This is a genomic window from Halanaerobium sp. DL-01 (genome assembly GCF_003338615.1).
Classification (GTDB): Bacteria; Bacillota; Halanaerobiia; order Halanaerobiales; family Halanaerobiaceae; genus QPJE01.
Genome location: NZ_QPJN01000041.1, coordinates 1 through 13,535, shown reverse-complemented (window position 1 = coordinate 13,535; position 13,535 = coordinate 1). Strand labels below are relative to the sequence as shown.

Genomic DNA, 13,535 nt, shown 5'->3' with positions numbered 1-13,535 from the left:
GTTCAGCCCTATTTCTTCCTTCATTTCGTTAAGATTCATTGACTAAAAATTTCAATATTCCTGCATCTCCCCTTTTTGCAGCAGTATATAAAAAATGGGGAAAGTCCAGTTAAATAATATTCATTATTATCTAAAAATATTAATATCTTATTATTACAACTAAAATAAGGTTCCCCATGTGTTTAGGATGGAAAACCTTTGCATTCTTTATTTATTATTAATTTCTTCTGCTACTTATTCTTTCCTTTTGCTTTTCCACTGGAGTGATTTGATTTACCTCTATCTTTATTTTTTTTATCATTTGATTTATCATTATTTCCTTTATTAGGTTTCACTCCATTATTATCATTATTATTTTTTTCAAATCCGTGATTATTATTTATTTTATTTACTTCTCTTTCTTTATCACGTGCTTCTTTTCTATATGTGCTGGCCATTTTTTTTAACTCAGAGATTTCCAGTTTCCCATTTTTTTCAAGCAAAGAAGAAATTTCATTAGAAAATTTTTCGCTAAATTCTGCATCTTTATCTACTCTGCTTAATTTTCTCATTTCAAGAGCAGTCTGAAAAAATAACTGTCCTGAATTTTCATCAGAGTGAAAGTTATTAAGAGTGTCTACCATATTCTTCTCATTAAATCCATTTAAAACAGCTTCATTCAAATTATTTAATATAAAAAAGCTCTGACCTAAATCAATTTCATCTGTAATATACCTGTCGATAACACTTGTAATGGTTGTAAATTCAAGACCACCTTCTTCATCCTCGCCATAATAATCTGCTAACTTCTTTTCTAATACTATTCTATCCAGTGAATCTAGTTCTTTTTCACTTTCTAAAAAATCTAAATAAGCTGTTAAGTTTTCGAATCTATCTGATTCTTCTCCATCTTCAGCAGTTATGACTTCATTTAAACCTTCATCTGCTGACTGAGCAGATACCATACCGCCAGCAATTAAAAATATAGTTAGACCAATAATCAATAAAAAAGATAATTTTTTCTTCATAAATTTCTGCACCTCCAGATATGGAGCGGACAACGGGATTCGAACCCGCGGCATTTAGCTTGGGAAGCTAACACTCTACCAGCTGAGTTATGTCCGCACTATTGCTCTATTTGGATTTTTCTGTAATCTCTTTTTCCAGATCATAATACCTTTTTTTAGCTGTATCAGTAAGCTGTTCCAGTACTTCCTGTCTAAATTTTTTTGCAACAGCCTTTCTATCTACTTTTCCTTTTCCCTCAGCCAGCTGGCTCCAGTTTATTTTATCACTTTTATGAAATAAATCATAATCTACCAACCGCTCTCCTGCCTCATTATATTCAAATCCTATTAAAATCTTTTTTATTTCAAGAGGAGATAAAAAAGTAAACAGTCTAAGCTGATAGGCAGTAATAGAAAACAGAGCAAAAGCATGATCTTTTGTCCAGGATTCGCCAAGGATTATTCCAACTTCCAAATCAGATAAAATAGTCAGCAGTCTTTCATATTCCAGATCATATAATTCATCAGAATCATAAATATTTATTTTCAGCTCATACCACTCTGTATTGTCAATTCCTTGAGTAATATACTGTACAGCATCACGCCTGAGTTCATTAAAAACTGAAGCAGGCGTTTTATTTACAAGAATATTATTTAAAACATAAGCCATAGACATTATTTTTGATCTGATGGCCTGGTCGGTAAAAGAAATAATAGTAGAATCAGAGTCTCCATTATCTATCCCTTCCAGAATGGAAGTTTCTTCTGCTCCATAAGATTCTTTTATTTTTTTTATAATTTTTTCTCCGTTTTTAGGAATTCTCATTACCAGCTGTCCTGGCCCTGTTTCCAAAGATTCTATATGTTTAGCAATTTCAGTATTATTAATCAGCTCTGCCATCAATTTAAGCGGACTGCAGGAAATATATAGAATTTCATCTGCATTTTTCACCTTTTTTGTATTTTTTTCAGCAGCAACTATAAATGCAATAACAGAATCTTCCTGAGCAATTTCTACCGCAGCTGGAAATGACATTATTTCCGCATTAAATCTTTCAACTAATTTTTCTGACAGTTCATGAGAACAGTCAGCTTTTAAAAAAAGATATTGAGGTCCTGAACGGACAAAATTCATTTAATTGACCTCCTAGAAATTTTTTGTCTAAACTTTTAGATAATATTTTCTTTAAATCATAGAAAAACTACTGTTTAATTTTCTACCTTTTTCTGCCAGGTGTGGATAATTTATTGTATATATCTGACAGGAAGGAAGCAGAATACAGTTAATATTAAATATACCATTTAGATAGATATTGTTTTCGGAAAAAGGTCTATCATAATTGTGTCCAAATAAATTTATCTGCGCATTTTGCGGCAGTTTTTCTGAATAGTGGGCAAGACCAATACTTACTCCCATTACTTCTATAACACTTCCCTCTAAACAAATCTCACTCCGATTTATATTATCAAACAGAATACTGTTAATATCATGATTCCCCGGCACATAGATAATTCTAGCATCAGTTAGTTTTTCCAGATTAGATATAAAATCGGCAGATCGTTTCTTATACTTTGATCTGTAGCGCTCAGGTTCATATTCCAGTTTAATATTATCAACCAGATCCCCAGTATGAATTATTACATCTGCACTGCTCTTTTCTACAACTTTATAAATATATGGATATATGCATTCAGGAGTATCACTTATATGCAGAATCTTTACTTCTGCAGACTGTTTTACATCTGCTGGAAATTCACAGTTTTTATGGAATATTTTTTCCATAAAATCTGATGCTGCTTTCTTGAAAAAAGAACCCATAATATCACTCCTCAGCTTCTAAATACTTTACTATCCAGCAATACTAAGTTACAGTCATACTATTCTATTTATACTAATAATTATAATACAAAATATCTAAAGTTGCAACAAATATAGCAACAAGAAGTTTGCCCATTTTTAGATTATGTTGAAAAAAAGATGTAGGAATATTGAAATTTTAGTATAATAATCTCAACTAAACACATGATAAATTTCTATCATATAACTGAGCTGTTTATCTAAACTTCTTTAATGTCTTCCCATCCAGATAATCAAACCTTTTAGCTTGATAACTTCCTCTTTTATTCATTTCTTTTATAATCATATCATGTATTTCCCACCATTCTCTGCCCCAGTTTACAAATAAAGTTTCATTCCCAGGTGCTCTGCCCAAAAGTCTCTGAACAGCAATATCCGGTGACAGATTTTCCAAAAATACAATTACTCTTTCTATATATTCTTCCAGTGAAATAAGATCTATCTCTCCCTTTTTATACTTTTCTCCAAAAATAGATTTTTCTCTAATATAAAGGGCATGCAGTTTAACATGGTCCACTTTTAAGGCAGATAAAATACGAGCTGATTCTCTCACATCCAGCATATTATCTCCCGGCAGATTTAGGATTAAATGAGCACCTGTTTCTAAATTATATTTTTTTGCTGTAAGATGTGCATCCAAAAATTCAGCCAGAGTATGTCCTCTGTTAACTGATGTAAGGGTATGGTAATTTACAGTCTGCAGACCAAATTCAAAAGCAAGATTAATGTTTTTTCCACTTTGTTCAATTACTTTTTCTAAACTGCTGATATATTTGTCACTAATAGAATCTGGTCTTGTAGAAAAATATACCGCCGCAATACCATCAACTTCTGCTGCCTGCTGAACATAATTTTTTAATTTATTCAGCGGCAGATATGTATTGGTAAAGTTCTGGAAATAGGCAATAAAATTATTTACACCATATCTTTCTCCAATATATTTTTTATTTTCTAACAGTTGTTCTTTAACAGACATTGTATCTGGCAGCATTTCAAAATCGGCAGCATTTTCACCACAAAAATAACAGCCGGCTGAATCAAGGTTACCATCTCTATTTGGACAGGTAGTAGGAAGATTCACCGGCAGTTTATATGTCTTTTCTCCATATTTTTCTCTCAAAAAATGAGAGTATTTATAGTACGGCTGTTCCATAAATTTTCACCTCATTAAATTAAATAAACCAGAGATTATCCAGTAATTTTTCTGGTAAATAATCCCTGCTTTTTCCTGCTTAGAAAATTTATAACTCTTTCTGTATTCTTATTTATAATTAGCTTTTCATCCATATAATCACTGCTGAAGAGAAAATCCAGTGAAGAAATTTCTCCAACTTCATCATGAAAATGCGCATCACTGTTAACAGCAAGATTTACTCTGTATCTGCCGGCCAGTTTTAACAATTTAAGTGAATTTTCTTTTCTGGCTCTTTCAAAAGTTTTTCTTTTATTATAAGAGCCAGCATTTAATTCTAAAATCGTATTATATTTTTTTGCTGCTTTTATCAGTGCTTCTAAATCAAGTGGATAGTTTTTTTGGACTGGATGTGTTATCATATCCACTGCCGGATTCTGCACTGCTTTTATTACAGCATCAGTATATTCTTCACTGCTGTTTAAACTGTGCCCAGTCTGTGAATGAATACCAGCAGTTACAAAATCCAGCTTTTCTAAAAGTTCTTGTGGAAGATCCAGTCTTCCATCATCAAGAATATTGGCCTCAACTCCTTTTAATATCCTAACTCCATAAATTTCCTCAGGTATTACATCAAGATTGCCAAAATAATATTCGTGTGGACCCCCGGGCATCTTAGGACCATGGTCTGTAACAGCAATCATCCGTATACCCCGCAAAAAAGCACCTCTGGCCATTTCGTCTAAAGTAGAATATGCATGCCCACTGTGAACCGTATGTGTGTGAAGATCTGCTTCTATTTTCATCAAACTTATCACTTCCCTTTTTTATTGTTATTATAATCTTATAGAAGTATTATTAAATTAAAATTGACTTAAAGTTAATTTACTGTAAACATTTTAACACATCAGTCTCATATTTCAAGTAAAATAATAAATAGAGTGCCCCAAAATTATTTTTATAGATGCAAAAAGACCCTCACTGATGAGAGCCTCTGTTTTCATTTAATATTTTTGTTAAAAATGCCTGTATTCTTTCTGATTCCGGATTTACAAATATTTTCTCCGGTACAGTATCACTGATTATTTTCCCATGATCCATAAAAAATACTCTATCAGAAACATCACGGGCAAAACCCATCTCATGAGTTACAACCATCATAGTTATTTTATCTTCTGCCAGGTCTCTAATTACACTCAATACTTCTCCAACCAGTTCAGGGTCAAGAGAAGATGTTGGTTCATCAAAAAGCATAATATCCGGCTCCATTGACATAGCTCTCGCAATTGCAACTCTCTGTTTTTGTCCACCGGACAGCTGAGAAGGATAAGAATCTTCTTTATCTCCAAGTCCAACTTTTTTTAATAAAGTTCTGGCTTTTTGTACCGCAGTCTTCCTGTCTTCTTTTTTGACAATCAGTGGAGCTTCAGTTAAATTTTCCAGCACTGTTTTATGGGGAAAAAGATTAAATCCCTGAAATACCATACCCATTTTTCTAAAGGCTTTTTTTCCTTCTTTTTCTGTTGATATTCCTTCAACAAAGATTTCTCCACCGTTAATTTCTTCCAGACCTATTAAACATCTTAAAAGAGTACTTTTACCTGATCCAGAAGGGCCAATAACAGAAATAACTTCACCCTGCTGAACCTCAAAAGAGACATCATTTAAAACCTTTAACTTACCAAAACTTTTATTTATTTTTTCTGCTCTAATCATTTCCAACTACATCACCTATTCGTAAACAGAATATTTCTGCTCGAGTTTGCGGAAAACTGTAACAATTACTGAACTAATCAAAAGATAAAAAACTGCAGCTATTATAAATGGTACTATAGAAAAATCCCTGGTTACGGCTACCTTTGCTGCCCTCAGCAAGTCGCCCAGCCCTATTGCTGCAACAAGTGCACTGTCTTTAACAAGGTTTATAGCTTCATTGCTTGTTGGTGGAAGTACCCTTTTTATAGTCTGAGGAATAATAATCCTTGTCATAGTCTGACGGTAATTTAATCCAAGAACCTGTGCAGCCTCATACTGGCCTTTATCAATAGATTCAATACCGGCTCTAAAAATTTCCGTAAAATATGCCGCATAATTAATAATAAAAGTTAAAACTGCAGCCGGAAACGGCTGCAGAGTAATACCTATTACCGGCAGACCATAATATGCAAAAAACAGCTGCAAAAGCAGTGGCGTACCGCGAAAAATCCAGGTATAAATCCCAAGAATCGTCTGCAGAAATTTAAATTTAGATATTTTCCCCAGTGCTCCAAGTACTCCAAGTAATACAGAAAAAACTGCTGTAATAATATATAGTTTAAATGTTACTATACTTCCTTCTAAAATATAACTGGATACATTCAGTATATAGTCCACCGGTTAAAGCCTCCTACTTGAGTAAAATATCTTCTCCGAACCATTTTTCTGAAATTTCTGCGGCAGTTCCATCTTCTATCATTTCTTCAAGTGTTTCATTGAGTGCTTTTCGGAAGCTGTCAGCTCCATCTCTAACACCAATTCCATACTCTTCACGTCCAAAATTTTCTTCCAGAACTTTAAACTGGCCCGGCCTTTTGCTCATATAGTAGCGTCCAACAATTTCGTCCACAACAACAGCATCTACTCTTCCAGACTGCAGATCAAGCAGTGCTTCAGTATTATTGGAAAATTTGCGTAGTTCTTTAAAACTTTCCAGAACTTCAGGTTCTGACTCTACAGCTGTTACACTGCTGCTTCCCAGCTGAATACCTACAACTTTACCTGCAAGATCTGATTTGTTTTTAATTTCACTATCATCCTGAACAATTATAATCTGTCTGTTGGCAATATATGGTCTACTGAAATCAATGCTTTTCTCTCTTTCTGGAGTGATAGTTAATCCATTCCAGATTACATCTATCATACCATTTTTGAGGCTTAAAATTACACCATCCCATTCAACAGGTTTTAATTCAAGCTCTACCCCCATCCTGTCTGCAACTTCTCTGGCAAGATCAATATCAAAACCTACAATTTCACCATCTTCACTCCTAAAACCCATTGGTGGGAAACTATCATCAAGGCCAAGTACAATCTTTCCTTTTTTCTGAATCTCAGCCAGTGAATCCTCTGCCACTACTGCACCACTTAATACAATTAAAACAGTTAAAATAATAGAAATTATTAGACTTATTCTTGACTTCATATTTTATTCCTCCTAATGAAATACTTTTTTCTATTATACTTTATTACTTTATTATTGTAAAGTGATACATCAATATTTTTTATATTGACAATTTTCTCATAAAAAAATTTTAATCTTTAAGTTTTCTTACAAAATAATCTTCTCCATTAAATTCAGCTTTAACTATCTTTTCTTCTGATATCAATTTTTCCACATCAATCCATTCTGCTCCACACTTTTTGAGCAGCTCTTCTACCGCTTCTTCTTTGAGAGGATGGACAGAAGTTATATTTAAAAGATCTTCTCTTATATTTCCGGTGCTGGAAAATTGATTGCCCTCATAACCTATCAGGTATTCTGTATTAATTCCTTTTTCTTTAAATATCTGTACTGCAGCATTTACCCTTTCAATATCAGGTCCTTTTACATCCTTTTCTGCCGGCGGCCTTGTTGGAACAGCCACATATGTAACACCTGAGTTTAGTTTGGAAACAAATAAAGCAATTTTATTCAACTCTTCTAATGAGTCATTTATTCCTTTTACCAGCATTGTTTCAGTAGTGAGGGCTCCTTTAAATTTTTTTGCAAACTCTCTGTAACCCTTATGAATCTCCTCCAGATTCAATTTTGCATGTGGTCTATCAACTTTTTTCCAGATATCTGTACTGACTGCATCACATTTTAGAGATACCCAGTCAAAATTAAGCATTTCTTTTTGGACATTTTTATCGGCCATTAGAGAACCATTTGTTATAATTGCTGTTTTAACTCCCAGCTTATTCAGTTCAGCCGCAGTTTTACCTAAATTAATGTCCAGAGTTGGTTCTCCATCAGCAACAAAGGTTAGATAATCTACTTTTTCTTCTGCCTTTTTCAATTTTTTTAAACTTTTTTTTACTTCTCTTACTACCTCGTCAACTTCATAAAACTTTTCTCTTTTTATTCTCATCCTTTTTGTTCTACCGAGCTGACAGTAAACACAGGAAAAACTGCATATTTTAGGTGGAATTATATTGACACCAAGACTCTGACCCAATCGTCGTGATGGTACAGGTCCAAAAATTTTCATTTTTTATGCTCCTTTTTATAAATTATTGATAACATATGTTCATTAATGCCATTATATTCTCTCTGAGCATTTTTTTCAAATTATTTGCTCCTAAAATAGAAACTGGAAAACTCATTTGATTATTTAATGTGGAATATTTTTTATCAGATGATATAATACTATATGGCAGATAATATGATAGAAAGAATATTAAACAAAAATTATTTTAAACATAAGAAAGGAAGATTATTATGAAAAATCCAGTAAAAAAAGTAGCTGCAATACACGATATGTCAGGATTTGGCAGATCATCACTGACAGTAATCATTCCAATTCTATCGACTATGGGTATTCAGGTCTGTCCTGTTCCCACTTCAATACTTTCCACTCATACAGGAGGATTTACTGATTATAAGTTTATTGATTTAACAGAACACCTTGAAGAATACATAGCCCACTGGAAAAAATTAGACCTTAATTTTAACAGTATTTACAGCGGTTTTTTAGGATCTGTTAAACAGATAGATATAGTGGCTGATTTTATCAATTTTTTTGGTAAAGATAGTGAATTTGTAGTAGTGGATCCGGTAATGGGTGATGATGGAAAAAAATATGCTACCTATACAGATGATATGGTTAAAAAAATGAAAGAACTTGTTTCACATGCTGATATTATCACCCCAAATATGACAGAAGCTGCCTTTCTTCTGAATGAAGAATATCCACTAAAAATGGATAAAAAATTAATCAAAAATCATCTGTACAGGCTGGCAGATATGGGGCCAGAAATAGTGATTATAACAAGTATGCCCTACAATATTTCTGCAAAAAAAACCTCTGTAATTGCATATAACAATTATGATGAAAGATTCTGGCGCGTTGACTGTGATTATATACCCACATTTTATCCGGGAACTGGTGATATATTTGCCAGTGTTCTGGTAGGAAGTATGCTGCAGGGTGACAGCCTCCCTCTGGCCCTCAGCCGTTCAGTTCAGTTTACATCTACTGCTATCAAAACAACTTATGGTTATGATTATGATAATAGAGATGGAGTTATGCTGGAAAGAGTACTGGAAAACTTAAAAGCCCCTGTGATAAATCATAGTTATGAGCTGTTTTGAGCTAATAAGGAGCTTCCCTATTCGGGAAACTCCTTTAAAATTTTATTACTGTTTCTTTTATTTCAGATGTGCCTGACCTCTATAGACAAGTCCTCTTACACCATCAACTGTAATAATCTCTCCATCATCAAACTCATCAGAAATATCTCCCGCATTCACCACAACAGGTATTCCTAAATTGAGTCCAACAATCGCTGGATGAGAGGTCAAGCCGCCACCGTATGTTACTACTGCTGCTGCCTTCTTCATAGCTGAAATATAATTTCTGTCTGTCATTGGAGCAATTAAAATATCTCCTTCTTCCACTTTCTGTTCTGCTTCTTCAGCAGAACTTACTGTTCTTGCTTTACCTATAACTATACCTTTTCCAATACCCTGTCCTTCAGTTACCGGTTTACCGACAACATCAATCTTTATCAAGTTAGTTGTACCTGGTATACCGACAGGTGTACCAGCTGTGATCGTTACAAGATCTCCATCTTTAATCAAACCATGGTCAAGTGCTGCCGAAATAGCATTATCCATCATCTCATCTGTGGTACTGCTTCTGGCAGCCTGAAGTGGATATATTCCCCAGCTTAATGTAAGCTGATAAAGAACTCTGCGGCTTGGAGTTACTGCAATTATTGGAGTCATAGGTCTAAATTTAGAAACAGTTCTGGCAGTTAATCCAGATCCTGTAGAAGTTATAATTGCCTCTATACCTAGCTCACCTGCAGTTTCACAGGTTGCCAGACTTATTGCTTCAGTAATAGAATCTGTTTTACTGTGGCTGGTGAGGTTAAATTTCTCCTGATATGTCGATGATGCTTCTACTTCAAGAGCAATATTTGCCATAGTTTCTACTGATTCTATCGGATATTTCCCTGCTGCAGATTCTCCAGAAAGCATTGTTGCATCAGTACCATCAAAAATCGCATTGGCAACATCAGAAGCTTCTGCACGAGTGGGACGTGGATTTCTTATCATTGAATCCAGCATCTGTGTAGCTGTAATAACAGGTTTGGCAGCTAGATTACATTTTCTAATCAGCATTTTCTGTATTACTGGCACTTTTTCTGCTGGAATTTCAACTCCAAGGTCTCCTCTTGCTACCATAATTCCATCAGCAACATTCAGAATAGAATCAATATTGTCTACACCTTCCTGATTTTCTATTTTTGCTATTATAAATATATTTTCATTACCTGTTTCTTCAAGGATCTTTCTGATCTCCATAACATCACTTGCTTTTCTTACAAAAGAAGCAGCAATAAAATGAATTCCCTGTTCAACACCAAATTTAATATCTGAAATATCTTTATCAATCAGAGCTGGAAGATTAACCTTTACTCCGGGTAAATTAACACCTTTTTTTGAACCAAGTTCTCCCCCATTTTTTACCCTTGTTATGACATTCTCATCATCTATTTTTGTAACTTCTAATTCAATTAATCCATCATCCAAAAGAATCTCCTGACCAATCTCCACATCTTCGGCTAGTTCTTTATAAGATATCGAAAATTTTTCGCAGGTCCCCAGCACGTCTTCTTTAGATATAATAACTTCTGATCCTGTTTCGAGCTCTATTTTTCCGCCTTCCATATCACCGGTTCTAATTTCTGGTCCTTTAGTATCAAGCATTAGGCCCACCGGTATCCCTGTTTCTTTAGAAACTTTTTTAACAAGATTAATTCTATTCAGATGTTCTTCATGGTTTCCATGAGAAAAGTTCATTCTAGCAACATTCATTCCGGCCTCAACAAGTTTTTTAATCGTTTCTTCATCATTGGTTGCTGGACCAAGTGTACACACAATCTTTGTTTTTCTCATTTTCATCCCCCAAATCTTTTATTATAATGACAAAATATGTGCCAGCTTGTATATATCCATATCTATTTCCTGTTTAGCTGCCACTGCATCTTCAATCTCACAGTATTCAATTGAATTATTAACATAACTTACCATCTTATTTCGTTTTCCCTTTAACAGGAGTTTTACAGCTTCTGCAGCCATTCTGCTGGCAATAATTCTATCTGTTGCAGTGGGACTGCCTCCTCTCTGCAGATGACCCAGTATTGTAACTCTGGTTTCCATACCCGTATATTCTCTAATGATGTCTCCAAGAGCAAATCCGGGGCTGCCATTGTAGGCTTCAAGATCAACAAATGGTGCTTTAACACCTTCAGCAATTAATATGATGCTGTGAAGCTTTCCGCGTTCAAACCCCTGGATAATCTTATCAGTCACCTCTTTTGGTGTAAAATGTATCTCCGGTACAAGGATAAACTCAGCTCCCCCGGCAAGACCTGCCATCATTGTTAAATATCCAGAATCTCTGCCCATACATTCTATAACAAAAGTTCTTTCGTGAGATGTAGCAGTATCACGTATTTTATTTACTGCATCAAGTACTGTGTTCATGGCAGTATCAAAACCAATAGTGTAATCTGTACAGGAAAGATCATTATCAATAGTCCCTGGAATACCTACTGCCTTAATATCGGATTCTTCATTAATTTTTTGTACTCCTCTTAAAGAACCATCACCACCAATAACCACAAGCCCCTCAATGTTTTCTTCCTTCATATTCTGATAGGCTATTTTTCTTCCTTCTTCTGTTAGAAATTCTTTGCATCTGGCAGTAAATAATATTGTACCACCTTTTTGAATAATATCAGCTACTGATCCTCTCTGCATTGGAAAAAAATCCTTCTCAATCAGACCTAAATAGCCATGTTTTATCCCTACAACTTCTAGATTATTGTAAATGGCAGTTCTGACAACCGATCTAATCGCTGGATTCATTCCAGGAGCATCACCACCACTTGTTAATACACCGATTTTTTTCATAGTCTTAACCTCCATCTATTTTTACAGCTCATATTAGCTTGATTCCTGCTTAAGCTGACTGCAAAATATTTTTTTAAATCACCAAACCATTATATTTTTCATTTATTGCTTACTCATGTTTTTTGTACTTCACTTCATATATTATATTATATAATTGGGATTATTACATATATTATTTTATATTTTATCTTCACTCGAAAATTTTATATATCATTTAAATAAGTGTAAGCATCTTCTGCTTCTCCAGCCGGAACCTTTATTTGAAAACAGCTGGAACCTGCTGATTCTATTTCTACCATAAATCCTTCTTTTTCCATATTCATCAAAATTTCTTCTGCTTCATCTTCTGAGCCAGCTATATAAACAACCTGCCACATATTTTCTCCTTTCCATTCTTTTTTGGATTAATCAACAATAAACAGCAGCTAGTGTTCAGACAGCAGCCAATTAGTATTAAATACCTCCAGAAAAAGTTTCACCGTGTTTTGTCAAAACCTCAGCTTTTCCTCTAATTTTAATAGCCGAAACATTTTCGGTAAACTGTGCAACAAGAATTTCTCCTGCATCAAGCTTTTCTGTGTGATTAAATTTTGTGTCTTTCCCTCTGGTCAGGCCGATAATTGTAACTCCATCTTCCATAGCCTTAATCACAATATAATCTGCATTAACGTCCATAGTTTAAGCCTCCTTATTGTTAATATTTAACATAAAAGTAAATATAAATTAAGTAATAAACCTTTTCACAAGTCCACAGACTGGATAAACTTTTCAGCTGCTTTAGATAAAAAATTGTAAACCTAAATAATGGCCAGACTCATTAGAGTGACAGCAATACCTGCTGCTAAAACTCCTATACTGATAGAAAGAAAAGAATAACTGAATTTTATTTTAAAAATTACCGCAGCTAGACTGGCTGTCCAGGCACCGGTTGTAGGAAAGGGTACTGCGGTAAAAAGTATCAATCCCAGCACACCATATTTCTCTACATTACTGCTCTTTCTAATTGTTCTATTATAAAGCCATTCAAAAAATTTATTCATTATTTCTGATCTTTTTATCAGGAATTCGCGCACAGGATTCAGCAGAAAAAGCAGTGGTATAATAGGAATTATATTGCCGCAAACAGCCAGGAAAAATACTTTAAGAGGAGCTATTCCAAGGGAAATCCCAAGTGGTACTGCCCCCCTTAATTCTATAAAAGGCAGCATTGCTGTTAAAAAAACCGCCCATTCCTCACTTAATCTGCTGCTGAAAAAATAAAATACTGCTTCCATTATAATTCGGATTCCTCACAGTTTAAGAGATTTTTCCCAGCAATACCTGGTTCTGTCATTTCAAATGGATTTAGAATTTCCTCAAGCTCTTCTTCGCTCAAAATCCCCTGTTCCAGAATAA

Annotated in this window: 15 protein-coding genes and 1 tRNA gene; 1 reads left to right on the top strand and 15 read right to left on the bottom strand. The window is 34.3% G+C overall.

Going from position 1 to position 13,535, the window contains the following annotated elements:
- Positions 1 to 230 precede the first annotated feature (230 nt).
- The 10 genes from DER71_RS10815 to DER71_RS10770 all read right to left on the bottom strand — a co-directional run bounded on the left by DER71_RS10815 (position 231) and on the right by DER71_RS10770 (position 8,205).
- Positions 231 to 1,007, bottom strand: a complete 777-nt coding sequence (locus DER71_RS10815; protein WP_114458925.1) for a hypothetical protein — start codon at positions 1,005 to 1,007, stop codon at positions 231 to 233.
- Positions 1,008 to 1,028: 21 nt separating this feature from the next.
- A tRNA-Gly gene (locus DER71_RS10810) sits at positions 1,029 to 1,104 on the bottom strand.
- A gap of 9 nt (positions 1,105 to 1,113) precedes the next feature.
- Positions 1,114 to 2,121 carry a hypothetical protein gene (locus DER71_RS10805; RefSeq protein WP_114458924.1) on the bottom strand — a complete coding sequence of 336 codons (1,008 nt, stop codon included), beginning with the start codon at positions 2,119 to 2,121 and terminating at the stop codon, positions 1,114 to 1,116.
- 51 nt (positions 2,122 to 2,172) lie between these two features.
- Positions 2,173 to 2,805 (bottom strand): metallophosphoesterase, encoded by a 633-nt coding sequence (locus tag DER71_RS10800; RefSeq protein WP_114458923.1) that lies wholly within the window; start codon positions 2,803 to 2,805, stop codon positions 2,173 to 2,175.
- 235 nt (positions 2,806 to 3,040) lie between these two features.
- Positions 3,041 to 3,997 carry a TIGR01212 family radical SAM protein gene (locus DER71_RS10795; RefSeq protein WP_114458922.1) on the bottom strand — a complete coding sequence of 319 codons (957 nt, stop codon included), beginning with the start codon at positions 3,995 to 3,997 and terminating at the stop codon, positions 3,041 to 3,043.
- A 35-nt stretch (positions 3,998 to 4,032) separates the two neighbouring features.
- Entirely contained in the window at positions 4,033 to 4,782 is a 750-nt protein-coding gene (locus DER71_RS10790) for a phosphatase (protein ID WP_114458921.1), read from the bottom strand.
- Between the two features lie 172 nt (positions 4,783 to 4,954).
- Positions 4,955 to 5,692, bottom strand: coding sequence for an amino acid ABC transporter ATP-binding protein (locus tag DER71_RS10785; RefSeq protein ID WP_147267771.1), 738 nt, complete (start codon positions 5,690 to 5,692; stop codon positions 4,955 to 4,957).
- Between the two features lie 15 nt (positions 5,693 to 5,707).
- Positions 5,708 to 6,349, bottom strand: a complete 642-nt coding sequence (locus DER71_RS10780) for an amino acid ABC transporter permease (RefSeq protein ID WP_114458919.1) — start codon at positions 6,347 to 6,349, stop codon at positions 5,708 to 5,710.
- A 13-nt stretch (positions 6,350 to 6,362) separates the two neighbouring features.
- Positions 6,363 to 7,157 carry an amino acid ABC transporter substrate-binding protein gene (locus DER71_RS10775; RefSeq protein ID WP_114458918.1) on the bottom strand — a complete coding sequence of 265 codons (795 nt, stop codon included), beginning with the start codon at positions 7,155 to 7,157 and terminating at the stop codon, positions 6,363 to 6,365.
- 109 nt (positions 7,158 to 7,266) lie between these two features.
- Entirely contained in the window at positions 7,267 to 8,205 is a 939-nt protein-coding gene (locus DER71_RS10770; protein WP_114458917.1) for a radical SAM protein, read from the bottom strand.
- A gap of 230 nt (positions 8,206 to 8,435) precedes the next feature.
- Here DER71_RS10770 and DER71_RS10765 point away from each other — a divergent pair, with 230 nt between their 5' ends.
- The gene (locus DER71_RS10765; protein WP_114458916.1) at positions 8,436 to 9,308 is read left to right on the top strand and encodes a pyridoxamine kinase; all 873 of its coding nucleotides are present in this window, start codon (positions 8,436 to 8,438) and stop codon (positions 9,306 to 9,308) included.
- A gap of 57 nt (positions 9,309 to 9,365) precedes the next feature.
- Here DER71_RS10765 and pyk read toward each other — a convergent pair whose 3' ends face one another.
- From pyk to DER71_RS10745, 5 genes are all read right to left on the bottom strand, one after another.
- On the bottom strand, positions 9,366 to 11,120 hold the full coding sequence (pyk, locus tag DER71_RS10760) for a pyruvate kinase (protein ID WP_114458915.1): 1,755 nt from the start codon (positions 11,118 to 11,120) through the stop codon (positions 9,366 to 9,368).
- A gap of 21 nt (positions 11,121 to 11,141) precedes the next feature.
- Positions 11,142 to 12,140: a 6-phosphofructokinase gene (gene pfkA / locus DER71_RS10755; protein ID WP_114458914.1), complete on the bottom strand. Its 999-nt coding sequence runs from the start codon at positions 12,138 to 12,140 to the stop codon at positions 11,142 to 11,144.
- A gap of 203 nt (positions 12,141 to 12,343) precedes the next feature.
- Positions 12,344 to 12,517: a hypothetical protein gene (locus DER71_RS12120; RefSeq protein WP_199505618.1), complete on the bottom strand. Its 174-nt coding sequence runs from the start codon at positions 12,515 to 12,517 to the stop codon at positions 12,344 to 12,346.
- A 76-nt stretch (positions 12,518 to 12,593) separates the two neighbouring features.
- The gene (gene mtrB, locus DER71_RS10750) at positions 12,594 to 12,815 is read right to left on the bottom strand and encodes a trp RNA-binding attenuation protein MtrB (protein ID WP_114458913.1); all 222 of its coding nucleotides are present in this window, start codon (positions 12,813 to 12,815) and stop codon (positions 12,594 to 12,596) included.
- Positions 12,816 to 12,937: 122 nt separating this feature from the next.
- Positions 12,938 to 13,414 (bottom strand): small multi-drug export protein, encoded by a 477-nt coding sequence (locus DER71_RS10745; protein ID WP_114458912.1) that lies wholly within the window; start codon positions 13,412 to 13,414, stop codon positions 12,938 to 12,940.
- Between the last annotated feature and the right edge of the window lie 121 nt (positions 13,415 to 13,535).